This window comes from Methylobacterium sp. E-016, assembly GCF_022829745.1.
Taxonomy (GTDB): domain Bacteria; phylum Pseudomonadota; class Alphaproteobacteria; order Rhizobiales; family Beijerinckiaceae; genus Methylobacterium.
This window is the reverse complement of the sequence record NZ_JAKSYF010000032.1, coordinates 1-20,276: the sequence shown is the minus strand read 5'-3', so window position 1 is coordinate 20,276 and position 20,276 is coordinate 1. Positions and strand designations below refer to the sequence as shown.

The window sequence follows — 20,276 nt, the reverse complement described above, 5'->3', positions numbered from 1 at the left end:
CTTGGCGATGGTCTCCACAATCAACATCCCGGCTGGCTCCCGCCCTGACTGGCTGGGAGCATGGAGGAGAAGCCGGGGGTGGGTCCCGATTGGACGCCGATCAACCCGTCAACCGGGTCCTTCTTCCACGCCGATTCTCACACTGGCCAGCACCTGGCGGATGATCTCCCATGGCGATGGCGCCGGGGCCCACCGCTCGGAGTGGGGGAACCGCTTGTGGAGGCGGGCCCGGACGTCCTCGGGGATCGGGGCGCGGGTCACGAAGACTTCCCCGAACGGCGATCTCGGCGGATCCGCCGAAGCTCACGATCCCCGAGCTTCGACAAGAGGTAGCCAAGCCCGCCGATCGTCTGCACCAGGATGACGATCGCCACCGGCCCCCAGAGCGGTGCGAGCACCCACCACCATGACCAATCGATGTAGCCGGTGAGCTTCAGCCCGATGAAGAGGATGCCGAGGAGGCTTGAGAAGCCGATCCCCGACGAGGGTCTCGAGTTGTCCTCTGTCATGTCCCACCCGTCCTGTGATCCCGTCATCACAGGCTAGCGCGGCTCGTCGATTCGCACTGGACGCTGACAACCGAAAATCGCAGGCGGGCTGATTCGCGAGGGCGGCTTTACCTCGTAGAGGGCCCATTCCAAGGTGGCTTGCCGTAGTGCGGCATGTTGACACACCTTGGGGTTTGGGTGGGCGCAGCGTCGGCCGAATGACTCCTATATGCGTCATTCCCCGCCCGAACGGCCAAGATGACCACTATACGAGTCATAGGGTGTTCTTTCCGGCCAGGGATACCGTAACCATTCGGGCGATCGCATGTTGCTTGGCTCACCTTTGCCTGCCAAGGTCAGCCTCGGACTAGAGGACTGACCCGTGACTGCTCGCTTCTTGAAACGGACCGCCGCCACCGCCGCCTGAGCAACCGCTCAGCGCACCCCTGCGTGCACCGTTTCCAAGCGAGATCCCCAATGTCCGACGTTGCCGCGCAGCGCTTCGCCGAGAGCGCCGCCTTCATCCGTTCGCTGATCTACGACCCGTCCCCGCTCTGCGGCCCCGCCGTCCCGACGTGCCCGCTCGACCGCGGGCACCGGCTACGCGGCGCCGAGTTCATGGGCCTCGATGCCAGGCGGGAGATCCCGTATCTCCTGACGCCGCTGCTCGATCTGCCGATGACCGGGCCCGCATTCCGCGCCGTCCAGCGCGCGATCAACGCCCCGACGCTGCGCCGGCTGCGTGCTGTAGAGGCCGCCCTGCGTGCCGATCAGCCCGCTGACGTCGGACACAGGGCGCGCGAGGTCGCCGATCTGCTGCCGTTCCACCAGTCAGCGCTCGGCTGCGACGACGCGTCGGCGCGCTGCGCGGCGGACGCCCTCGACGCGGCCATGATGCGCGTCCAGGCGGGGGACTGGGGGCATGCGTTCCTGTCGTTCCGCGTGGCCTGCCTGTGGGCATCGGACGCGCAGATGGACGCGACGAATATGCCGTACGTCGGGGGGCCTCTTCGGGCGAGGCTGCATGCTTTCGATCAGAAGGCATCGGCCTGGCTGGGGGCTTTCCAAGTGTTCGCGGCCGCCGAGGCCATGGTCGCCGATGAGGATGCGATCCTCCGAGGCGGCGCCGGGCAGCATGTCGATGGGGACCCCGTCCCGCTCGACGACATCCTGGCGATGGCGCACGCGACGGAGATCCTGCGGCGCGGCGCCGACAAGCGCGCGGCTGTGGCACAGGCTGTTCGTACGCTGGTCGTCCTCCCGTCGCTCGCTCACCTGCCCAAGCCTTCGGTCAGCACTCAGGACCGCGGGGACAGCCCGCGCGCGGCGTTCGAGCCGATCGCCGGCAAGGCCCTGCCGCTTCGCACGGCGCCGGATCCGCACCAGTTCGTCGAGGAGGCGTCGGCCCGGGCCCCGTGGCTGCGGCCGGTGTTCGAGACGATCGCGCAGGATCTGGTCGGCGCGCCCTACGCCTGGATCCGGCCGACGCTGTTTGTCGGCGGCGCGGGCGCGGGCAAGACCGCGGCCGCTGTTGCGGTCGCGCGGGGCCTCGGACTGCCGTTCCGCGTCTACGGGGTCACCTCGACGGCCGACGGGACCTTCGCCGGCACGAATCGCCAGTGGAGTTCGGGTCGGCCATCCATCCCTGCGCAGACGGTCCGGCAGGAGGAGATCGCCAACCCGGCCATCATCGTCGACGAGCTGGAGAAGGGGACGCCAGACCGGCGCAACGGCCGCCTCGACGAGGCGCTGCTGCCGTTCCTGGAGCGGGAGACCGCCCGGCGGATCTTCGACCCCTATCTGGAGTGCGCCCTCGACCTGTCGGCGGTTCCGTACCTGGCGACGGCCAACGACCTGCAGGGCGTGCCCGGACCGCTGCGGGACCGGTTCCGGATCGTCCGGATCCCTATGCCCCGTCGGGAGGACCTGCCCGTCGTCGCGGCGAACCTGATCGCCGACCTCCGGGCCGAGCGCGGGACCGACGCCGCTTGGCTGCCGGATCTCGACGGCGACGAGCTCGCCCTGCTGAGACGGCACTGGAAGGGCGGCTCGCTCCGTCCGCTGCGCCGGCTCGTCGAGACCCTGCTCGCCGGTCGCGACCGGCTGGCCCCGCGGCATTGAGGGAGGTCATCGTGGAGAACACCGATACCCTCTCGCTCATCGCGGCCCGGATCCTCGCGGCATGCGACGCGCGCCGGGTCTGCGGCCTGATCGGGCGCGGCTGCCACGAGCGCGTGCGCCGCCTCGATCTGCTCGTTGAGGCAGGCCGGATCGATGCCGCCACTGGCCTGCGCATCGCCCGCGAGACCGAGCCCGTGGCTTTTCTGCTGGCCCCGCTCCCGGGAGGCCGCTCGTGATCTACGACGAGTTCTACGGCATCGCCTGGCACGCCCTGAAGAGCTACGCCGGCTCGGACAGCCTGGCGATCACCGCGATCGTCCCCACCGCCATGGGGCCGGTCGTGCAGTGGAAGGCCCCGCTCCTGGCGCGCGAGCGCAAGCGCAAGGCTCTCGGCGTGGTCGGTCCCGTGGCGGGGCCGGTGATCCTCGACGTCCTCACCCGCACCCTCGCGGCGCGGTGGCGGACCGGTGCGCCGCACTGCCCGCTGGATTGGGACACCCAGCTCAGCATCCGGTACCGGCGCATCTTCACGAAGCAAACACCCGCGACGGGACCCGGCTGGCTCTGGCTATGGGAAGGCGGCGCGCAGGCTATCGTTGCGTCCGGAGTGCCACGAAGTTTCAAGACCGAAGACATGAAGGAGAAGTTCGGCGAGATCAGGTGGTATCATCAGGCTGATGAGGACTGCCAATACGCCGAAGATATTATCGATGCCGTTGAGCATCTGTCAGCATTTGTCTGCGAAGACTGTGGCAGACCGGGTCGCATCCGTAAGGGAGGTTGGCTCCGGTGTTTGTGCGATCTTCATGCGAAGGGGAGGCCAGGACGATGACGACACGTATCTGGCTGCTCTCCGACCTTCACGTCGATGCGGGTCCGTGGACACCCGAGCGCATCCCCCCGCATGACGTTTGCGTCGTCGCCGGCGACGTCCGGGACGGCCTTGTCCGCTCGCTGGCCTGGCTCGCCCATCACGTAGTCCCGCGGTCGCCGGCGGTCGTCTACGTCCCGGGCAATCATGACTTCTGGGGTCACCGGCTGCAGAGCGAGCTTGCCCGCGGGCGGGACGCGGCCGCCGCGGCCGGGATCACGCTTCTGGCCGAGGGCGAGGCCGTCGAGGTCGCGGAGATCCGCCTCGTCGGGGCTACGCTCTGGACGGATTACGAGGTCGGCCCGATCCCGCGTGCCGCGGCGATGGCTGCGTGTGGGGACCGGCTCGGCGGGATGCGGGATCATCGCCGGATCAAGGAGCGGCTGCCTGACGGGGCGACGAATGCGTTCCGGCCGAGCTCCGCGCTGCGCGAGCATGTCCTGCAGCGCGGCCGGATCGATCGGCTGCTGGCGGAGCCGTTCGCCGGCGAGACGGTCGTCGTCACGCACCATGCCCCACACCCGGCGTCGCTTCGGCACGGGGAGTGGCGGGAGGCGACCGACGCCGCCTACGGCAGCGACCTGTCGGCGATCCTGCTCGGGCCGCACGCCCCGCGGTTCTGGCTGCACGGTCACGTCCACCGGCCAATCCATCACCGGGTCGGCAGGACGGAAGTTGTCGCAAACCCGCGGGGCATCGTCACCTCGTTCCGCGACCGGCGCGGCATCGAGCGCGCCGAGACCGAGAACCCCGGCTTCCTACCCGACCTCGTCCTGGAGATCTGAAATGCGCGCCCTTGCCCTCATCGCCGCTGCGGCCACCGCGGGAACGCCCGCCCCGGCGCCCGGCCTCTACTGCAGCCTCTCCGGTGAGCGCATGCCGATCTCGATCCGCGCCGGCGGCATCGGGATCGACGGCCTCGACTGCGCCCGGGCTGTCTACTCGCCGGGCCGCGTCCGGTCTGAGGCGTGCTACGCCAACGGGGGGGCCGTCGTGACGCTCGACGTCGAACTCGGGCAGACCGCCGACGGCGAGCTCATCCACGACATGGAGATCTACCGCCTGCGCGGCGCGGGCGCCCCGTGCCCCTAGGCCTCCCCGACGAGGCGGAGGATCTCTCGCGCGCGCTTTCGGGCCTCGTCCCGCGCCCACGCCAGCGTCCGGGGCGGGACCGTCGCCTCGCCGGACAGCCATCTGCGAACCTGTCGGGGGTCCTCCCCCAAGTCCTCGGCCAACTCCGTCACGAAGCGGCGGCCATAGAGGAGCGTGCCGACCGCGCGCAGCTCTACGGCCGCGTCCACGTCGGGCGGCGCCCCGTTCCCGCTGCGGCCGGCCTCGGCGACGAGCGTCTGCCCGGTCGGGGCGGCGGCCGCGAATTCGGCCCGCCCGATGGCGATCCGGCGTTCCCGCGAGGCTGCGCGGCGCTCCGCGACCGAGGGTGTTGAAATGATACCGGACTGCATTTCGGTGCCTATTGGGGTGGTTGGCATCCTTCGGTGAGGGGGTCGGTTGAGCCGACCCCCTGCGGCTTTCCTGGTCTCAGACGCCGGGGATGACGTCCTGGGACGTGGCGGCGGCCCCTCGGCAGAAGTGCTTGCGCAGTGCCTTGAAGCCGAGGCCTGTGACGCGGATCCGGCAACGGACCGTCGCGTCGTCGAAGCCTTCTGGAACCGGCTCGTCGATCGGCTCGGCGGTGGCGCGGAGCCATCCGGACAGCCTACCGTCCCGCGTGCAGCGGACTCGGCGATCGCTGCCTCGACGCAGGTATTGCAAGCCGATGAGCCAATCGACGATGCAGATCCGGTCGACGCCGATCGTCACCGCGACGTCCGACAGCAGCAGCTCGCCCTTGGCGGCTCCGATCCGCTGCTGAGCGAGCACCTTCGGACGGTCGGCCTCGGCCTGGACGTGGAGCTCGGCGAGCGCCGTCGATCTGGCCTGCAGCTGCTGGTGCGTGACGGCGTGCGCCGCGCGCTCGGCCAGCGTCTCGCGAGCGTGGTGCTCGATGAGTGCGATGACCGTGGCCGGATCCTTGAGGGCTTCCAGCATGCCGATGGCCGTGGGCGCGGGCGCGGCCATCGGGGCGGTGTAGGTCCCGGTGCGGCGGATCGAAGGGAGCACCTCGTGGAAGACGAGACGCTGGAAGCGCTCGACCCTCTGCCGGGTCGCACCCGGCAGCTTCTTGAGCCCCCGCCTCTGCAGCAGTGCCTTGTAAAGGCCCGCCTCAGAGACGAAAGTTTTCAGCTGGATGCCGCCAGGGGTCCGCACATTGTGCGGACCCTTTTCATCCTCGTCGAGGTTGCGGGTGAGGTCGTGTGCCTCGCGGTGACCGAGGGCTTTCGCCGTCGTGTCAGCTAGGATCCACACCTCGCCCTCGATGATGCGGCACGGGATGCTGACGCCGTCGAAGTCGAATGTGAACTCGTCCGGGGTGGCCAGATCGGGAAGGCTGACGAGCGCGTTCATCAGGCAGCCCTCCCGCCGTTCGAGAGATCCACGGCGACGAACTCGTAGCCCTCGGGCAACGAGACCTCCTCTGCGACGGCAGCCGGCCCGACGAGGACGCCCCCCTGGTAGCCGCCCTCCTCGACGACGGCATAGAGCTCGGCGAAATCAGAGCGCCCCTTGCCGACGGCCGCATAGGTCCAGGGCAAGTCCACGTCATCGAGCCGGATCATCGCGAACCCGGGGGCGCGGAACAGCGTCACGGCGCTACGCGTGGCCCCCGGCAGGAAGCGGCCCGGTTCGCGGCGGAACGCTGCCTCCCGGGCTCGGTCGGCCGGACCGCCGGGGAGATCGGCGTTGACCACCGCGAGCAGGTCTCGGGTTTCGACGACGCCCTCGATGACGTCCATCCTAGACGAGAACCAGGCCAGCAGGCCCAGCCTCACCATGGGGAAGGCCGGCTCGAAATCCGGCAGGTCGCCCTGCTTCATGAGGAGGGCATGACCGGCTTTCGCGTCCCTCTTCCCGATCGAGACGGCGTTCTCGTAGAGCTGGGTCTCCTCCAGCAAGCTGACCGCGTTCAGGAGCGCGGCGCTGATCGTGGTGACTTCCCCCCCGGAAAGCTGCTCGGGGGGGCGCGCCAGAAGCGCGTCGATGCTAGTGTCGGTGTTGGACATGGGGTGCTTCCCGTGGCCGCTAAAATCCTGGGGGCGATGTGGCGTCGCTCCCGGGAACCCCCGGCGGGGGCTGAACACATAAAAGCACATTTCCGGTTAAGCGCAACCTTGCTTCTGAGCGAAATGTAGCTACCCTCTCGGCATGTACCCGAACGGCTCCCAGATCCGCGCCGCGCGCGCCCTGCTCGATATGACGCGCGACGAGCTCGCGGCGATCGCAGGCGTGTCCCCGCGGACGATCGACAACCTGGAGAGCGGACACCGGAAGCCGATCCAGGCGACGCAGAACGCGGTGATGGGCGCGCTGATGGGCGCCGGCGTGGAGTTCGATCCGGGCGATCCGGACACGGGACGCGGCCCCGGCGTCTACCTGCGAATGCGCTAGGCCTCGATCGGCCGCGTCCTAGGCCGCCCCTTAGGCCCGCGCAACTCCGGGGCGGACCGCATCAGCGAGGCCGGCCCGGCCCCCCAGCGCTCCTCGCAGGACGCCGCCGGATCCTCTCCGGACGTCCGGCACCAGGCGAGGTGGGCCAGCAGCTGCGCCTGGGACGGCCGCGCGCGCAGCCGGCTCTCCCAGTCCTCCTGGAGGGCGGCCCGGGGCGTCATGCCGGCCTCCGGGACCGGGGCCACGTCAAGCGGTAGGCGACGCCGTCGAGCGCGTGAATCAGTGAGCTGCGCGGATAGTCTGGGACCGGGTCGGCTAGGATCCCGTCCCGCAGCAGGCCTGCCAGTGCCAGCAAGTAGGCGGCGTCGCCCTTGCTCATCGCTGGCCTGCAGGCGGATCCATGCCCGGCGAGAAGATGTCGGGTAGGTCGGTCGAGAACCGCCACAACCCGGTCCCGCTCGGGTACCAGGCTGTCCACTCGACCAGCACCTCGTCGGCGGTCCGAACCGAGGGCGGCAGCCGGGTGCAGTACCGCTTCCGGACTGGCCCGAGCCCCGGCGCCGAGGACGGCTTCCAGAGATCTCCGGTATCGGCGGCGTAGGCCGCTCCGACGGCCTTCTCGCCGCCGTTCACGCGGATGAACAGGTCCAGGTTGTCGGAGGCGAGCGGGCGGACCTTGCGACCGCTCCAATCCCAGCACATCGCATTGCCGGGGGCCCGCTCGATACGGTCGACAATCTGGTCTACGCGGACCGGGAAGAAGTGGCTCTCGACCGCGGGGCCGAAGCCCATGCCGATCGACCCGGCGATGTAGCTGGCCACCAGGATGGCGTAGCCGATCCAGAACCGGCGGAGGCCGCTCATGGCTGGCCTCCGCCGCGACGCCCGTTGCCGTTCACGGCCGCCAGGATAGTCGTCGTCATGTTGCGGATCGTGTGCTCGACGGTGTCCAGCCGGCGCCCGATCCGGTCCTCCACCTTCTCCAGATCGTCCTTCTTCACGCACGTGTCGGCCACGTGCAGGCGAAGGTCGGAGATTGCGATGGCGTAGGTGTCGACCCGGATCCCGAGGGCGCGGGTCTTCTCCTCGTTGTCCGCGGTCTTAATGCGGATCGTGACGTACCCGCCGATGAGCCCGATCAGGGCCAACGCGATGGTGACGACGTGCCCGAGGTTGATGTCCCAGGAGAAGTTCACGGCTTGGCTCCTGCCTCGCGATCGTGGATGGCGCCGAGCGCGCCGCGGCAGTTCGCGCCGGCCTCGTGCAGGTCGGCGATGTACCGGCCGACGGCGGCCGCGGTGCGGGGCCGCCCGGGGATGGGCGGGTCCGGCAGACATGTGAGTTGCTCGGTGGTGTAAGTGCGGGCGTCGAGCGTGACGCGCGGCGGCACGACCGGGGCGTGTTCGCACCCGGCGACCAGCACCAGGATGAGCAGCACCAGGATCCACTTGCGGAGCCGGTAGGCCAGCAGGATCAGGAGGAAGGTGACCAGCGTGCTCACTTGCGCCTCCCCGATGCCGGGGCCAGCGCATCGAGCGCGGCGTCGATCGCCGGCGGGACCGCTGCGGCCCGGGGCCGTCCCGTCGCGCCGGGGGCTCCGCACACGACGCTGTCGGCCCCTTCGATCCGGGCGATCGCCTCGCGGGCCTTGAGGCGCTTCTCGGCCTCGGCGCGCTGGTCGGCGAGCCGGCGATCACCGGCGGCCGCGTCGACGCCCTGCTGCCGGGAGAGCTTCCGCGCAGCCTCGGCATTCGCGGTAGCGATCTCCTCGGCCTGGCGATAGTCCTCCTGGAACCGGGCTGCGTCCGCCCGGGCCGCTGCCAGGTCGGTCGTCAGCCGGTGGACGTAGCCGGCCCCGAACAGCACCAGCGCCACCAGCGCCAGCGGCGGGGCGACCCGCAGCGCGAGCGTCGGCATGAGGAAGAAGGCCGCCACCGCCGCGGCCGTGGCGATGATCCCGCCGATGCCAAAGGGCGTGCTGACAAGGGAGAACAGGAGCTCGATCATGCGCGGTGCCTCCGTCGGGCGGTCTTCGGCGGGGCCTGGCGGATCGCGCGGATCTGCGCCTCGAACTGCGGATCCGTCGCAGCCGGCTCGATCCGGGCGTCGCCGACGAGGGCGGCCATGACCGGTGCCAGAGTGTCGGCCCGGGGGCACATCGGCGCGGGGGTGGCGGCGAGGGTCACCGCGAGGGCAACGGGGGCGAGCGCGCACATGGTCAGATCCCCTTCCGGCACAGGGCCCGCTTTTCCTGGCGCCGCCGGACCAGGCCGGCGAGGACGCGGCGCGGCATCCCGCCCTTGTCGTAGAGGAGGAAGGCGTTGCAGGCGGCGCGGCTGTCGCCGGCGTTGAAAAAGCGGACGACCGAGCTCTGGCAGAAGCCAGGGTTCTTCGGGCTGCCGATGCCGATGTTGTAGGCCAGGCTCAGGAACGCGACGTATAAGTCGTCACCCATCGGCCGGGTCACGCATCCTTCGATGCCGTCGGCGAACTCCGAGAGGCGGTTGAGGAACATCTCGTCGCACTGTGCCCGGGTGCGGCTCATGCCCATCCGGACGTTGCGGGTCTCACCCCAGCAGATGGTCGGGACATCGCCCTTGACCGGGATGTAGGCCTGCAGGCGGACCTGCTCGTGGCCGCCGATGGTGTTGAAGGCCGCCACCGTCACGGCGCCGGCGACACCGGCGGCGGCGATGCGGTTGCGGCCCTTCTTCGAGATGACGGGACGCGGGGTGACCGGCGCCACGACCCGCACGACCGGTACCGGTGCCACGGGATGGGCGGCGGCGATCGGGGGCGCGGCAGGGCGACGGAAGGCGCGGAAGATCGCGGCGAGGCTCATGCCTGCCCCCCGTCTGCGTCCGCTTTTCCGGACACCTTCTCCTGCGACACGAAGCGGGCGGCGGCGGCCGAGACCGACAGCCCGATAGTGATGAGGCTCATCAGCCCGCGGGACACGGGCGGCTCGGCGGTGAAGAAGCTGATGCAGGTGTTCGCGCCATCGAGCGCGGCCGCCAGTAGGATGAGGCGGATCGACCAGGCGTGCCGGAGCACGCACCGGGCGTTCTCGACGATCTCGAATTTCATGGCGGCCCCCTATGGCTGGGTGCCGCCCCCGGCGATCCGGTCGGGACGTCCAGCAAGCGGGGGGACGGGGTGAGACGTCGCCGGTTGGCCGGGGGCAGCGTGCCCTTAGGGTGCGGGCGGCCCCGTCACGCGTTCCAGGTCACGGGGCCTCGGCAGCATCCTTCACCGCCTGCGCTCCCCACGGCGCGAGACGACGGTAACGACGCGTCCGCATTTCAGGACAAGACCGACCCCATCCCTGCAGACCCCGATCGCGCCACGGCGCATGGCCACCCCGCCGTAAAACGCCAGCCAGTCCCGGATCTCCAGGACGGGCACCTTCATCCCCACCATGGCATCCACGGCCTCGATGTCGTCCAGACCGTCGAGGACCTCCTGCAGGCCAAGGATCCGATCGCCGTACCTTCGGATCGCGTGGATCGTCACGTAGGCCCGCACCCCGGCGGAGTGGTCGTGCTCGACCCCGGGCGGCGGCGCGGACGGGTTCGGGGCGGCTTGCGTGACGAGGGCGACGACGGGCACGGGGTTCTCCTAACTGGGTCAGGGAGAGCCTCCGGCGGTCCGCCGGATTCGGGCAGGGGGTGCCCCGTAGGTCGTTCCCATGCCCGTCGGGAACCTCTGCCGATTTGCCCGGAAACCCGTCCAGGCCGGGGTGGATCCGGGTCCCGCCGGGGCGGCCGGCGCCGGGCTTACCTAGGGGAAACCGGCATGCGCACTCTGCCGCAGGCCGGCTGGTTTGGAGCTTTCCAGCGACGCGGCTAGCATCCTGATGTCGCCGGGTCGTGCTGCCCCGACCGACGCCCGAGCCGCTGTAGATGACCCCTACCATCCTCACGCCATCAGAGCGCCTTGCGCTTGCCGAGGACCACCTCAACCGGCTGCACCCTCAAGGGTCGGACGGGCTGATCGCGACCGCGCGTCAGTCAGCCGACGGCGTCTGGGACGAGGGCATGATCCCGGCCACGACGCGCGCCATCGCCCGGCAGGTCGCCGAGGCCGACGTGCAGTACGTCTCGATGAACCGGTTCACGCGCCGCCGGCACAGCTCGCTGGTCAGGTCGCTCGGCGCCGGGTTCCTAGACCTCGACTACACGCGTGACGGCCTTCCCCATGCGTACTGGCCCCACCCGGAGGTCGTGTTCCTCGTCCTCGCCGCGCTGGAAGCCGCCGAGATCCCGCGCCCGTCCTGGATCACGTTCTCGGGCAGAGGCATCCACATCGTCTGGAAGTTCGACGGCGTGTCCGGGCAGGCCCTGTGCCGCTGGCAGCGCGCCATGAAGGGGCTGCGCGGCCCCCACCTCGACGCCGAAGGCAACCTGCCCAGGCGCAAGGTCGACCCGCGCGTCGCCGAGTGGCAGGAGCGTATGCTGCCGCTCTGGCAGCTCCTCCAGTCCCTCGGGCTCGACCGCGGCTGTTGCGACGCCGCTCGGGTACTGCGTGTCTGGGGCTCGATCAATCCGAAGTCCGGCGAAGTGTGCCGGCCGGCATGGCCCGCCGCAAATGCGGACATCCGCACCGTCCCGTTCGACGCCTGGACCGACGCGGCCTGCCCCTACACCCGCCGCGAGATCGCCGAGATCCGCGATGCTCGCCAGTCGCAGCCGGCCCCGGTCAAGACGGACACGGCCATCCCGCGCAAGCCCCGGCCGTTCGCCGCCAACAAGTGGAAATTGGTCCTCGACGACCTGATGGCGCTCCTCGATCAGCGCAAGAACCTGCGCGTCGGGATGCGCATGCTGTGGGCGGTGTTCGCGGCGACCGCCATGTCGCAGACGGATGGCGGCGACGCCGAGATATGGGCCGAGCGCCTCGCACCCCTGTGTGGCCTGCCCGAGCGAGAGCTGACGATCGCCTTCTCGGGTGTGGAGGCGGGCATGTACGCGCACGCCGCCGGCGAGAAGCGGGAGTACGAGGGCAAGGAGCGGCCCGCCTTCTACGACTGGTCCTACGCGCGCATGACGCACGAGCTGGACATCAGCCAGGACGAGGCCGATGCCGCTGCCCTCCTGGTCCTGCGTCCGGACGGGTCTAAGGCCGGCCGCTCCGCCGCCGATCGCCAGCGTGACAGCCGCGACGCCCGCAACCCTGCCCGCATGACGCGCGACCTGGCCATCCAGGAGAAGGCGCAGGATGGGGTCAGCGCGATCGAGGCCCTCGCTGCCGGCCTGACCCTCACGCAGATCTGCGCAGGGTTCCGGGCAGCCGGGCGGCCGGGCTCGGTCAACTGGTTGAAACAGGCCATCGGCCTCGCCGAGTCCGAGCTCGCCCGCATCGCCGCCTTGGAGGCCGCCACCGTCCCCACCCCGGCTGCCATCGAGGTGGAGGATCCCTCCCGTGCCCGTCATGATGTGTCACAGCGTATAGTGGCCCCTGGCCCGAAGGCGCCTGCCACCCCCTCCGCGACCCCCGCGCCGGTGCCGGAAGGCGAGGTCCGGGTGCGCCGATACAGCCCGTTCTTCGCCGAGTACCGGTCCTCGACGGCCCATTGGACGATCCTCCTCATCGTCGAGGGGCGCTGGAGCCAGGAGATCCGCGAGGAACTGCCTCTCGACGCCCCCGACCTCGTCCCTGAGGACGGCCCGCGTGCCCTGCTGACCGCCTCCCAGGACGCGCTCTGCGGCACCGTGCAGGCCGCCCTCCGCCGCGAGGCTACTCGCAGCCGTCGGCGGGATCGCAGGGCATCCACGGCCCGCTCCGTGGCTCGTGTCGCCCTCGCCCCGCTGGATCCGGCCCGCGAGATCGAGCTGTACGCCGAGGCGTCAGGGAGGGGCACACAGTATCGTCGCGGCCTTGTAGCTGCCTAAGGGACGCGGTAGAATCTGTACGCCTTCAGCGGCGGGATGCAGCACACATCTCGACACGCCCGTCCCGGTCTCGGGGCGGGCGTTGTCATGTCGGGGTCCGCGTGAACTGGAGCCCGTGACGCGCGCGGTCCTACGGTCCCGCACATGGTCGGCCTTCCCCTCGACGTCGTGAGCGACATCTGCGACCAGCTTGGCGCCGGGCAGCGGGCCTTCCTGTCCGAGACGACCCTCGACCGCTACCGGCGTGCCTGCGCGTGGTCGATGTCCGAGGTGGCCAAGGGCGCCTGCCGCGAGGTCACGGAGGCGATCGACGACGCCTTCGAGAGCCCGACGCACTGGATGCGGAAGGCCTTCGACTACACCCGGGCCCTTTCCGCGAACCGGGACGAGGTCGAGGCCGACCTGTTCGTGCTGCCCTCGCAGTCGATCGTCATGAAGTACGGCATGGGGTCAGGCCCTCAGATACGGCGCCCCGGCGACGTCGGCCTGACCAAGGACACGATCTACGTCCCGAACTGGAAGAACCTCCAGCTCACTTAGGGCATCCACCGGAACAGGTTCGACAACCTGCCGGGCGGGGTCGCCGCACGCCTTGTACGCGAGGCCCTTGGGCAGCGGGCCAAGAGGCAGCTACCCGGGCGATGGGGTGTCTACAAGGGGTAGCTCGACGTCGGGGGGTCGAGGATCATGGGCTACATCGCGCGTCCCCCGCGCGGCACGGCACCAATCGGCAAGAACGGTCGCAGCATCGTCGTCAACCTGGGCAGGCCGCGCGCGCTCCTCGTGGCCATCCAGCAGGCGACGTACGAGCCCCGCATGCAGAAGCCCTGCGACGCGGCGCTGAAGAAGGCGGTCGGCCGGACCCCCGTCATCATGGAAGGGGAGCTGCGGGACGCGATGGAGTACCGCGCGCGCCGGGGCGACATGCGCCCGCTCGGGGCCGCGGCCTGACGTGACCTGGAACGCGTGACGGACTGGGCTGCACCACGCCCGCACTGATGAGAGCCAGGTCCTCTGAGGCTGCGTGAACCGATCCGGGCACGGTGGCCTGCCTCGAACCCGAAGGACGGTGAGAAGCGGCGACGGGGAAGCGACGGGGCCGAGCCCATGCCTCGCCATGTCATTCGTCCGCATTTCCGGGCACCGGCTAACCCGACCCTGGGGCCTGCCCGCCACCCAAAGCCTTCACGCCGGGCCAAGCCAATGCCCATTCGCCATCCAGCGCTCGCCATTGAGACGTCAGGACGACTAATCATTTTTAGATGCTTTCATTTCCGCGTTTGGCCGAACGCGGAATGGCCGCTTCGGGACAGGCTGGCCGGAAAAGCGGACGGTCTCTTATCGACCCAACCCGGCCGCTTAGATCGGCATGGGCGCTTCCCGAAAGCGGCCATTCGTCGGCCGTCCGTTAACGTCGGCTCGGGGTGGGGAGCGGACCCTGACCCTTCGCCCTGAAGCGGACGTTCCGCCCCCAACCTGCGCGGACCACGCCCGAGGTGGATCGAGTTCGCAATAAGGGCATCCTATGGAACGTCGACGCCGTAGCTGTCTTGAAGATCGGCACCGTACGCGAGCGGCACATGCGCTGGAGCTGAATGACAATCGTCGAGTGGATCAAGGCGTTTGTGCACGACATCTCGGTCGGCATCGTGGTCACGGATGCGGCGATCGAACGTCCGGGCCCGATCATCCTCTACGCTAATCCCGCGTTCGGGCAGCTAGTCGGCCGTGACCCAGTTGAGATCGTCGGGCAGAGTCCGCGCTTCATGCAAGGCAAGGAAACGCGCCGGGAGACGCTTGACGCCTTCCACCGCACTCTATCCTCAGGCGAGCGGTTTCACGGCTACGTCACCAACTACCGCGGCAACGGAGCCAAGTACCGGGCTCAGATCGACTGCCGGCCGTTGCGGGATGCCGAGGGCGGTATCCAGGCCTTCATCTCATTCGAGCGTGAGGTCGTGCGGCGGGTCGGCCGCCCGGCTGGGAGCAGTGGCGGGCGCTACGGGCCCAGCTCGATAAGTAACGACTTATTACCTGGCGCCCTGCGGGACCTGGGCGTTTTCGCAGCTACGGCCAGCGAGTAACCCACGATCCAATCAATTTATAAGTTTGTCCTTGCGTGCCTTGAGGACCCTTTCAGCAATTTATCTTTTGATAAATTTGTATGTCTGGTCGATTTTTGTTGGATAAAGTTTTTATTAATCATTTATAACGCAGTTTGGACAGTAAGAACGGCCTCTTAGATAGGCTTCCCTGTTCATACATCCCGCGCTCTCGCACGAGATTGTTGCACATCCGTGCGCTGCCTTCAGGTGTGCGGTAGCGTGGCATTGGTCCGACTAGCCCTTCACGATCAGAGCTCTGCCACATGCGCCCGAAACTCTCCCTCAAGGCCGCGCTATCCGTCGCCTTCGGCCTTCTCGCATTGATCTGCGCGGCACAGGGCACCCTTTCCATCTTGAAGCTTGCTGGCATCCGCCACAGCGTCGTGCAGGTGACAACCAATTGGTTGCCCTCCGTCATCGCCGCCAACGATATCCGCGCAGCCACGTCGGAGGTGCGGATCAAGCAGCTGCGGCTACTCAGCCTGTCCGATACGCCCGCTCGCCTTGCCGAAAATGAGGCCCAACTGGCGGCCATGCACGATAAGCTTGCCGTGGCCCGCCGCGTCTACGAACCGATGGTCTCATCACCCGAGGAACGCGCACTCTACGAGGCCTTCGCGATGGTTTGGAGCCGTTTTGAGCGCACCGATGCGGAGATGCGCCGCCTAATGGAAGCTGGTCGGCAGGCCGCAGCGCTCACCCTGATGAGTGCGCCAGAGGCGGTTAGCTTGTACAACGATGCGCGTGCAGCCCTCCAGCGCGATGTGACTTTGAACGAAGTTGGTGCCCGCCGCGATGCGGACGCTGCAACCGCCGAGATTGGTGCTGCGACGACCGCCGCCTACGTTGCCGTTGTGCTAGCTCTTGCCACTGCGATAGCTGCTGCCGCTTTCGGTCTTCTGCGCGTGTCGCGGCCGATCCAAGCCATGACAAAGGCAATGACGGGCATCGCCAGCGGCGATACAGAGTCCCAGGTGCCTTATCGGAGCCGCCGAGACGAGATCGGTGCGATGGCGGCCGCGGTGCAGGTGTTCAAGGACAATCTGATCCGCACCCGCCAGTTGGAGGCAGATTCGGCGCAGGCACGTCTCGCAGCCGAGGAGCAGCGTAAAGCTGGGATGCGTCAGATGGCGGACGGCTTCGAAGCCGCTGTTGGCGGGATCATCGGCATGGTCTCGTCGTCGGCGACCGAGCTCCAGGCGACAGCCCAGACGATGACCGCGACGGCGACCGAGACGGCGAGCCAGTCCACGACCGTGGCCGCTGCCGCCGAGGAGGCCGCCACCAACGTCAACACTGTCGCCGCGGCGGCCGAGGAGCTTGGCTCATCGGTACAGGAGATCGGACGCCAGGTCGATGGCTCTGCCGCCCTGGCACAGCAAGCTGTCGCCGAAGCCGATCAAACCGGCGCTTTGGTGCAGGAGTTGAGCACGGCCGTCTCGCGCATCGGCGACGTCGTCGGCATGATCTCCACCATCGCCGGACAGACGAACCTGCTGGCACTGAATGCCACCATCGAGGCAGCCCGCGCCGGTGAAGCGGGACGCGGTTTCGCGGTGGTCGCTGCCGAGGTCAAGGAGCTAGCTTCGCAGACGGCGCGGGCGACCGACGAGATCTCGGGACAGATCGCACGCATCCAGGCGTCCACCGGTCAGGCGGTGACGGCGATCGGTAACATCACCGCCCGGATCCAGGAGATCAGCGGCGTGGCGACCTCGATCGCCGCGGCGGTCGAGGAGCAGGGCGCGGCAACACAGGAGATCGTGCGCAACGTCAGCCAAGCGGCGATGGGTACGGGCGAGGTGACCAGCAACATCACCGGCGTGGCCGGCGCCGCCGAGGAGACCGGCGCCGCTGCCAGTCAGGTCCTCGGCGCGGCCTCGGAGCTGTCGCGCCAGTCCGAGACCCTCGCGGCCGAGGTCGGGCGCTTCCTCGCCACTGTCCGGGCGGCTTGAGCTTACCATGGCCGAGGTTCACCTGCTGTCCCGCCGTGTTGACCAAGCGGGTGCTGAGCGGCTGGCGGCGGCGCTGGAGCAAATCCTCACTGCCAACACTGATCCAGGGCCGCGCTGGCCTCAGATCCGATCACTCGGAGGCTCGCTGCGGCAGCTGAGCCGGGATCTAAAGCAGGAAATCGACCGTCCCGCTGTCCTGCCCGGCAGCTCGATGCCGGAGATCCAGCCTCTACGCAGCATCTTGTATCGCTTGGCTGACACCTTCTCGCGGCTAGGCTTGCTCGCTGAAGACTATCCATCCTGAACACGTCGTCCGGTCCAGACCGCATCGCAGTCCTACCAAACCTGCCGGAAAACGATTATGGACGCCCTCCTCGTAGATGACAGCAAGGTGATGCTACTGCGCCTCCGACAATTTTTGGAGGCCAAAGACGGCATCATCGTCACCGCCTGCAGCGACCCGCTCGCGGCGTTGGTCGAGGCCCGGACCTGCGCCTTCGACCTTGTGTTGGTTGACCAGCACATGCCCGAGCTGGATGGGATCACTTCATCCGTGAGATCCGCGCCATACAGCACTACGCGCAGGTGCCAGTCGCCATGATCACCAGCGATGTGTGCGATACGGTCAGGCTCAGCGCGCTGGAAGCGGGCGCCACCGACTTCCTCGACAAGCGAGCGAAGGGGATCGAGCTAAAAGTGCGGGTGCGCAACCTCGTCCGACTAGCGAAGGCGGTGCGGCACCTCGACGAGCAGGCGACGACACTGGCCGGCGAGATTGAGCAAGCGACGCGTCGACTGCGCGAGCGGGAGGCCGAAATCATCGTCCGCCTCGCCTTGGCGGTCGAGTATCGCGACAACGACACCGGCGACCATACCTGGCGCGTGGCTCGCTACAGCCAGCTTATCGCTGAGGCGATGGGGCTGACGGAGGATTACTTTCAACGGCTGTACCTCGCCGCCCCCCTTCACGACGTGGGCAAGGTCGCCGTGCCCGACGGGATCCTACTGAAGAAGGGACGGCTCGACGAGGCCGAGTTCGCCGTCATCCGCACCCATTCGATCGTCGGCAAGCGGATCTTGGGCGGCAGCGGATCGGAGCTGATCTGCCTGGCCGCGGAGATCGCCGAGGCCCATCACGAGAAGTGGGATGGCAGCGGCTACCCGCACGGCCTGGCTGGCGAGGCTATCCCGTTATCGGCACGGATCGTCGCCGTGGCGGATGTGTTCGACGCCTTGACCTCTGTGCGACCGTACAAGGCGGCCATGGCGGTCGAGGAAGCGCTGCGCTGTATCCAAGCCGACAGTGGCCTCCATTTCGACCCGGCCTGTGTCGAGGCCTTCGCGTCAGCTTGGGACGCGGTACTGGCGGTCCGTGAGACGGCGGTCGGATCGCGCCTGGAAGCGCTAGCCCGGACTACCGAGCCGTGGGCGCGCGTGCCGGAATTACGCCGCGAGGTTGCCGAGAGCGTCAGATAGCCCACCGACGTTCCATTCAAGAAGCGCTCTGATCGGAAACAGCCATGGGCGAGCTTCTGCTGATCACGGATGACCTGCGTCGTGCTCAAAGGCTCACACGCAATCTTGGGACCGCGACCACCGGGGCCATCCATGACTTGTACGGCGACACGCTGCCGGTATCACGCCCCAAACTGATCGTCAGCGACGTCGAGGCACTCACCTCCGATGCCATCGTTCGCCTACGCCGAGTCCTGGAACAGGTGCGCGACGAAGGGGTGCCGTACCTGTTCCTCGTCCATGGCAATGTTGCCCGTGCCGAGGCTCATGCCCAGGTTCTGGATGCGAATGGCACGCTCAGCGCCAACGCGAGCGTGCAGCAGCTACTAGCCACATTGGGCCACATCCAGGTTCAGATGCGGCCGATCCCGGCTGCTGTGCGGGAGCGGGCTGTCAAAGCGCGGCAATTCCTCCGGCAGGTGCTCTTATCCGGCAGACCGATCACGCCCGCCGTCACCGAAATCGGCACCGACCTCGTCGTGCGTGCCGTCAGTGAGAGTGGCATCTACGACTGGATCCGAGCGGTCCAACAGTTCGACGATGCCACGCACCAGCACTGCCTGCTCGTGGCGTCGCTGGCTGCCGCCTTCTCGGCCGCGCTCGGTCTACGCGAGGCAGACCGCCATCGCCTGACGAAGGCCGCCCTGTTGCATGATGTCGGCAAGATCCACGTTCCAACCGAGATCCTGAACAAGCCGGGCAAGCTCACCGAGGCGGAGACGGCGGTGATGCGCACGCATCCAGCGCGCGGTCATGCCATGCTCGTGGGCCAGGGGTTTGAAGACACGATGCTAGCGGCTGTGCGCTCGCACCACGAGCTGCTCGATGGCACCGGGTACCCGGATCGGCTCAAGGGTCGGAAGATCCCCGATCTCGTGCGGTTGGTTACCGTCTGCGACATCTACGGGGCCCTCGTCGAACGACGTTCTTACAGACCGCCGATGGCCGGTCTGCAGGCCTACGCTATCCTGAAGGGTATGGAAGGTCACCTCGATGTCGACCTCGTGCACGCCTTCCATCCTGTAGCTGTAGCATTTGATCCCTCTGTACCGAACGTGGCGTGAGGCTGCAGGACAGCAATGAACCGGCAACAGAGTTTCGTTTTGGAAGCGGACGGGCTGAAAACTACTGTACATTCTATCGTGAGCGCGTCCTCCACACGCTCGGATTGGGTGCTTTGGCAGGTCGCTGAGGCGCTAGATTGTGGCCGCCTGCAAGATGAACATCTCATTGCCGGTGGCAGGCTGTATGCCGGCATCGGGGCTACAAGTCTCCCCATAAGCGGATGCGGGACGATGAGCAGAGAGATCATTCCATTGCGCCCGAAGGGGGCTGAGCAATCGGCTCTCGCTCGGATCGATGTCGCCGCCGTAGCGCTCCTGGCCGGGGGCCAAGCTACGAGCCTGCAGGCGGCGCGGGCTAAGGTGATCCTCGCGGACCTGCGGCTACGGCGGAATGAAATGACGACGTTGCTCTCCGACCTGCGTAGCCGGGAAACGAGTAGGCTGCCTCATATCGATGTTGCGAACGCCAACCTCATCGCCGCGATCGTTCAAGGGCTGGTGCAGATCGACTTGTTCATTGCGCAGGCCTGTGGCCTCATAGAGAGAACCGAGCAACCGGGTACTCCGCCGCTTGGCGAGTCGGGGCAGGCGCTGAAAGGCGCCTAGTGCCGGTAGCGTTCGGCGAGGGCCATGAGGGCTCCTGCGAGCTCGGTGAGGTTGGCCGAGGCCGCCTCGACCTCGCGGGTGCCGGCGGCGGTCTGCTGGCTCGCCTGGCGGATGTTCTGCAAGGCGCCCATCACCTGCTCGATGCCGAGCTGC

At 68.2% G+C, this 20,276-nt stretch carries 29 protein-coding genes; 16 read left to right on the top strand and 13 right to left on the bottom strand.

What is annotated here, in order from left to right; translation table 11 throughout:
* Nucleotides 1-257 precede the first annotated feature (257 nt).
* Nucleotides 258-509, bottom strand: a complete 252-nt coding sequence (locus MKK68_RS02045; protein ID WP_244028287.1) for a hypothetical protein — start codon at nt 507-509, stop codon at nt 258-260.
* Between the two features lie 597 nt (nt 510-1,106).
* On the opposite strand from MKK68_RS02045, the gene MKK68_RS02040 reads away from it, so the two are divergent.
* The 5 genes from MKK68_RS02040 to MKK68_RS02020 are packed head-to-tail and all read left to right on the top strand — an operon-like array spanning nt 1,107 to nt 4,572.
* Entirely contained in the window at nt 1,107-2,609 is a 1,503-nt protein-coding gene (locus MKK68_RS02040; protein WP_244028285.1) for an AAA family ATPase, read from the top strand.
* 11 nt (nt 2,610-2,620) lie between these two features.
* Nucleotides 2,621-2,845: a hypothetical protein gene (locus MKK68_RS02035; protein WP_244028283.1), complete on the top strand. Its 225-nt coding sequence runs from the start codon at nt 2,621-2,623 to the stop codon at nt 2,843-2,845.
* Nucleotides 2,842-3,441, top strand: a complete 600-nt coding sequence (locus MKK68_RS02030; protein ID WP_244028281.1) for a hypothetical protein — start codon at nt 2,842-2,844, stop codon at nt 3,439-3,441. Before MKK68_RS02035 ends, MKK68_RS02030 begins: the two co-directional genes overlap by 4 nt.
* Nucleotides 3,438-4,265, top strand: a complete 828-nt coding sequence (locus MKK68_RS02025) for a metallophosphoesterase (protein ID WP_244028279.1) — start codon at nt 3,438-3,440, stop codon at nt 4,263-4,265. Before MKK68_RS02030 ends, MKK68_RS02025 begins: the two co-directional genes overlap by 4 nt.
* Nucleotide 4,266: 1 nt before the next feature.
* On the top strand, nt 4,267-4,572 hold the full coding sequence (locus tag MKK68_RS02020; protein WP_244028271.1) for a hypothetical protein: 306 nt from the start codon (nt 4,267-4,269) through the stop codon (nt 4,570-4,572).
* On the opposite strand, the gene MKK68_RS02015 is transcribed toward MKK68_RS02020, so the two are convergent.
* The 3 genes from MKK68_RS02015 to MKK68_RS02005 are packed head-to-tail and all read right to left on the bottom strand — an operon-like array spanning nt 4,569 to nt 6,602.
* A complete protein-coding gene (locus MKK68_RS02015) occupies nt 4,569-4,970 on the bottom strand; it encodes a hypothetical protein (RefSeq protein ID WP_244028270.1) in 402 nt (133 codons plus the stop codon). The genes MKK68_RS02020 and MKK68_RS02015 overlap by 4 nt on opposite strands.
* Before the next feature lie 49 nt (nt 4,971-5,019).
* A complete protein-coding gene (locus tag MKK68_RS02010; RefSeq protein WP_244028268.1) occupies nt 5,020-5,946 on the bottom strand; it encodes a Bro-N domain-containing protein in 927 nt (308 codons plus the stop codon).
* Complete coding sequence (locus MKK68_RS02005; RefSeq protein WP_244028266.1) at nt 5,946-6,602, bottom strand: hypothetical protein; 657 nt, start codon at nt 6,600-6,602, stop codon at nt 5,946-5,948. The genes MKK68_RS02010 and MKK68_RS02005 overlap by 1 nt, the downstream gene beginning before the upstream one ends.
* Nucleotides 6,603-6,744: 142 nt before the next feature.
* Between MKK68_RS02005 and MKK68_RS02000 the strand changes: the two genes are divergently transcribed.
* A complete protein-coding gene (locus tag MKK68_RS02000) occupies nt 6,745-6,987 on the top strand; it encodes a helix-turn-helix transcriptional regulator (protein WP_244028264.1) in 243 nt (80 codons plus the stop codon).
* On the opposite strand, the gene MKK68_RS01995 is transcribed toward MKK68_RS02000, so the two are convergent.
* From MKK68_RS01995 to MKK68_RS01955, 9 genes are all read right to left on the bottom strand, one after another.
* Nucleotides 6,984-7,208 carry a hypothetical protein gene (locus tag MKK68_RS01995; protein ID WP_244028256.1) on the bottom strand — a complete coding sequence of 75 codons (225 nt, stop codon included), beginning with the start codon at nt 7,206-7,208 and terminating at the stop codon, nt 6,984-6,986. The two genes, MKK68_RS02000 and MKK68_RS01995, sit on opposite strands and share 4 nt — an antisense overlap.
* Nucleotides 7,209-7,362: 154 nt before the next feature.
* On the bottom strand, nt 7,363-7,851 hold the full coding sequence (locus MKK68_RS01990) for a hypothetical protein (RefSeq protein ID WP_244028249.1): 489 nt from the start codon (nt 7,849-7,851) through the stop codon (nt 7,363-7,365).
* Entirely contained in the window at nt 7,848-8,183 is a 336-nt protein-coding gene (locus MKK68_RS01985; protein WP_244028248.1) for a hypothetical protein, read from the bottom strand. Before MKK68_RS01985 ends, MKK68_RS01990 begins: the two co-directional genes overlap by 4 nt.
* Entirely contained in the window at nt 8,180-8,488 is a 309-nt protein-coding gene (locus MKK68_RS01980; protein ID WP_244028246.1) for a hypothetical protein, read from the bottom strand. Before MKK68_RS01980 ends, MKK68_RS01985 begins: the two co-directional genes overlap by 4 nt.
* Entirely contained in the window at nt 8,485-8,994 is a 510-nt protein-coding gene (locus tag MKK68_RS01975) for a hypothetical protein (protein WP_244028244.1), read from the bottom strand. Before MKK68_RS01975 ends, MKK68_RS01980 begins: the two co-directional genes overlap by 4 nt.
* Nucleotides 8,991-9,203, bottom strand: coding sequence for a hypothetical protein (locus tag MKK68_RS01970; protein WP_244028237.1), 213 nt, complete (start codon nt 9,201-9,203; stop codon nt 8,991-8,993). The genes MKK68_RS01975 and MKK68_RS01970 overlap by 4 nt, the downstream gene beginning before the upstream one ends.
* A gap of 2 nt (nt 9,204-9,205) precedes the next feature.
* Nucleotides 9,206-9,829, bottom strand: a complete 624-nt coding sequence (locus MKK68_RS01965; protein WP_244028232.1) for a lysozyme — start codon at nt 9,827-9,829, stop codon at nt 9,206-9,208.
* Nucleotides 9,826-10,074 carry a hypothetical protein gene (locus MKK68_RS01960; protein WP_244028230.1) on the bottom strand — a complete coding sequence of 83 codons (249 nt, stop codon included), beginning with the start codon at nt 10,072-10,074 and terminating at the stop codon, nt 9,826-9,828. The genes MKK68_RS01965 and MKK68_RS01960 overlap by 4 nt, the downstream gene beginning before the upstream one ends.
* Nucleotides 10,075-10,236: 162 nt before the next feature.
* Nucleotides 10,237-10,596 (bottom strand): hypothetical protein, encoded by a 360-nt coding sequence (locus tag MKK68_RS01955; RefSeq protein ID WP_244028228.1) that lies wholly within the window; start codon nt 10,594-10,596, stop codon nt 10,237-10,239.
* 293 nt (nt 10,597-10,889) lie between these two features.
* Here MKK68_RS01955 and MKK68_RS01950 point away from each other — a divergent pair, with 293 nt between their 5' ends.
* From MKK68_RS01950 to MKK68_RS01905, 10 genes are all read left to right on the top strand, one after another.
* On the top strand, nt 10,890-12,878 hold the full coding sequence (locus MKK68_RS01950; RefSeq protein WP_244028220.1) for a hypothetical protein: 1,989 nt from the start codon (nt 10,890-10,892) through the stop codon (nt 12,876-12,878).
* 144 nt (nt 12,879-13,022) lie between these two features.
* Complete coding sequence (locus tag MKK68_RS01945; RefSeq protein WP_244028196.1) at nt 13,023-13,418, top strand: hypothetical protein; 396 nt, start codon at nt 13,023-13,025, stop codon at nt 13,416-13,418.
* Nucleotides 13,419-13,565: 147 nt separating this feature from the next.
* Nucleotides 13,566-13,829 carry a hypothetical protein gene (locus MKK68_RS01940; protein WP_244028194.1) on the top strand — a complete coding sequence of 88 codons (264 nt, stop codon included), beginning with the start codon at nt 13,566-13,568 and terminating at the stop codon, nt 13,827-13,829.
* 644 nt (nt 13,830-14,473) lie between these two features.
* Nucleotides 14,474-14,962, top strand: a complete 489-nt coding sequence (locus MKK68_RS01935; protein ID WP_244028192.1) for a PAS domain-containing protein — start codon at nt 14,474-14,476, stop codon at nt 14,960-14,962.
* Nucleotides 14,963-15,246: 284 nt separating this feature from the next.
* Nucleotides 15,247-16,938, top strand: a complete 1,692-nt coding sequence (locus MKK68_RS01930) for a methyl-accepting chemotaxis protein (protein WP_244028190.1) — start codon at nt 15,247-15,249, stop codon at nt 16,936-16,938.
* 7 nt (nt 16,939-16,945) lie between these two features.
* Entirely contained in the window at nt 16,946-17,242 is a 297-nt protein-coding gene (locus tag MKK68_RS01925) for a hypothetical protein (RefSeq protein WP_244028188.1), read from the top strand.
* Nucleotides 17,243-17,299: 57 nt separating this feature from the next.
* Nucleotides 17,300-17,539 carry a response regulator gene (locus MKK68_RS01920; RefSeq protein WP_244028186.1) on the top strand — a complete coding sequence of 80 codons (240 nt, stop codon included), beginning with the start codon at nt 17,300-17,302 and terminating at the stop codon, nt 17,537-17,539.
* Nucleotides 17,536-18,414: an HD-GYP domain-containing protein gene (locus MKK68_RS01915; protein ID WP_244028178.1), complete on the top strand. Its 879-nt coding sequence runs from the start codon at nt 17,536-17,538 to the stop codon at nt 18,412-18,414. Before MKK68_RS01920 ends, MKK68_RS01915 begins: the two co-directional genes overlap by 4 nt.
* Nucleotides 18,415-18,458: 44 nt before the next feature.
* Nucleotides 18,459-19,517, top strand: a complete 1,059-nt coding sequence (locus tag MKK68_RS01910; RefSeq protein ID WP_244028171.1) for an HD-GYP domain-containing protein — start codon at nt 18,459-18,461, stop codon at nt 19,515-19,517.
* A 231-nt stretch (nt 19,518-19,748) separates the two neighbouring features.
* Complete coding sequence (locus MKK68_RS01905; protein WP_244028169.1) at nt 19,749-20,123, top strand: hypothetical protein; 375 nt, start codon at nt 19,749-19,751, stop codon at nt 20,121-20,123.
* Nucleotides 20,124-20,276: the final 153 nt, after the last annotated feature.

What these genes read in the sequence shown, in the direction of transcription:
- MKK68_RS02005 (WP_244028266.1), bottom strand. Translation starts at nt 6,602, where the DNA reads ATGTCCAACACCGACACTAGCATCGACGCGCTTCTGGCGCGCCCCCCC.
- MKK68_RS01950 (WP_244028220.1), top strand. Translation starts at nt 10,890, where the DNA reads ATGACCCCTACCATCCTCACGCCATCAGAGCGCCTTGCGCTTGCCGAG.
- MKK68_RS01915 (WP_244028178.1), top strand. Translation starts at nt 17,536, where the DNA reads ATGATCACCAGCGATGTGTGCGATACGGTCAGGCTCAGCGCGCTGGAA.
- MKK68_RS01910 (WP_244028171.1), top strand. Translation starts at nt 18,459, where the DNA reads ATGGGCGAGCTTCTGCTGATCACGGATGACCTGCGTCGTGCTCAAAGG.
- MKK68_RS01990 (WP_244028249.1), bottom strand. Translation starts at nt 7,851, where the DNA reads ATGAGCGGCCTCCGCCGGTTCTGGATCGGCTACGCCATCCTGGTGGCC.
- MKK68_RS02000 (WP_244028264.1), top strand. Translation starts at nt 6,745, where the DNA reads ATGTACCCGAACGGCTCCCAGATCCGCGCCGCGCGCGCCCTGCTCGAT.
- MKK68_RS02020 (WP_244028271.1), top strand. Translation starts at nt 4,267, where the DNA reads ATGCGCGCCCTTGCCCTCATCGCCGCTGCGGCCACCGCGGGAACGCCC.
- MKK68_RS02015 (WP_244028270.1), bottom strand. Translation starts at nt 4,970, where the DNA reads ATGCCAACCACCCCAATAGGCACCGAAATGCAGTCCGGTATCATTTCA.
- MKK68_RS01975 (WP_244028244.1), bottom strand. Translation starts at nt 8,994, where the DNA reads ATGATCGAGCTCCTGTTCTCCCTTGTCAGCACGCCCTTTGGCATCGGC.
- MKK68_RS01945 (WP_244028196.1), top strand. Translation starts at nt 13,023, where the DNA reads ATGGTCGGCCTTCCCCTCGACGTCGTGAGCGACATCTGCGACCAGCTT.
- MKK68_RS01965 (WP_244028232.1), bottom strand. Translation starts at nt 9,829, where the DNA reads ATGAGCCTCGCCGCGATCTTCCGCGCCTTCCGTCGCCCTGCCGCGCCC.
- MKK68_RS01925 (WP_244028188.1), top strand. Translation starts at nt 16,946, where the DNA reads ATGGCCGAGGTTCACCTGCTGTCCCGCCGTGTTGACCAAGCGGGTGCT.
- MKK68_RS01995 (WP_244028256.1), bottom strand. Translation starts at nt 7,208, where the DNA reads ATGACGCCCCGGGCCGCCCTCCAGGAGGACTGGGAGAGCCGGCTGCGC.
- MKK68_RS01970 (WP_244028237.1), bottom strand. Translation starts at nt 9,203, where the DNA reads ATGTGCGCGCTCGCCCCCGTTGCCCTCGCGGTGACCCTCGCCGCCACC.
- MKK68_RS01960 (WP_244028230.1), bottom strand. Translation starts at nt 10,074, where the DNA reads ATGAAATTCGAGATCGTCGAGAACGCCCGGTGCGTGCTCCGGCACGCC.
- MKK68_RS01905 (WP_244028169.1), top strand. Translation starts at nt 19,749, where the DNA reads ATGAGCAGAGAGATCATTCCATTGCGCCCGAAGGGGGCTGAGCAATCG.
- MKK68_RS02045 (WP_244028287.1), bottom strand. Translation starts at nt 509, where the DNA reads ATGACAGAGGACAACTCGAGACCCTCGTCGGGGATCGGCTTCTCAAGC.
- MKK68_RS02040 (WP_244028285.1), top strand. Translation starts at nt 1,107, where the DNA reads ATGGGCCTCGATGCCAGGCGGGAGATCCCGTATCTCCTGACGCCGCTG.
- MKK68_RS01940 (WP_244028194.1), top strand. Translation starts at nt 13,566, where the DNA reads ATGGGCTACATCGCGCGTCCCCCGCGCGGCACGGCACCAATCGGCAAG.
- MKK68_RS01935 (WP_244028192.1), top strand. Translation starts at nt 14,474, where the DNA reads ATGACAATCGTCGAGTGGATCAAGGCGTTTGTGCACGACATCTCGGTC.
- MKK68_RS02010 (WP_244028268.1), bottom strand. Translation starts at nt 5,946, where the DNA reads ATGAACGCGCTCGTCAGCCTTCCCGATCTGGCCACCCCGGACGAGTTC.
- MKK68_RS01930 (WP_244028190.1), top strand. Translation starts at nt 15,247, where the DNA reads ATGCGCCCGAAACTCTCCCTCAAGGCCGCGCTATCCGTCGCCTTCGGC.
- MKK68_RS01920 (WP_244028186.1), top strand. Translation starts at nt 17,300, where the DNA reads ATGGACGCCCTCCTCGTAGATGACAGCAAGGTGATGCTACTGCGCCTC.
- MKK68_RS02025 (WP_244028279.1), top strand. Translation starts at nt 3,438, where the DNA reads ATGACGACACGTATCTGGCTGCTCTCCGACCTTCACGTCGATGCGGGT.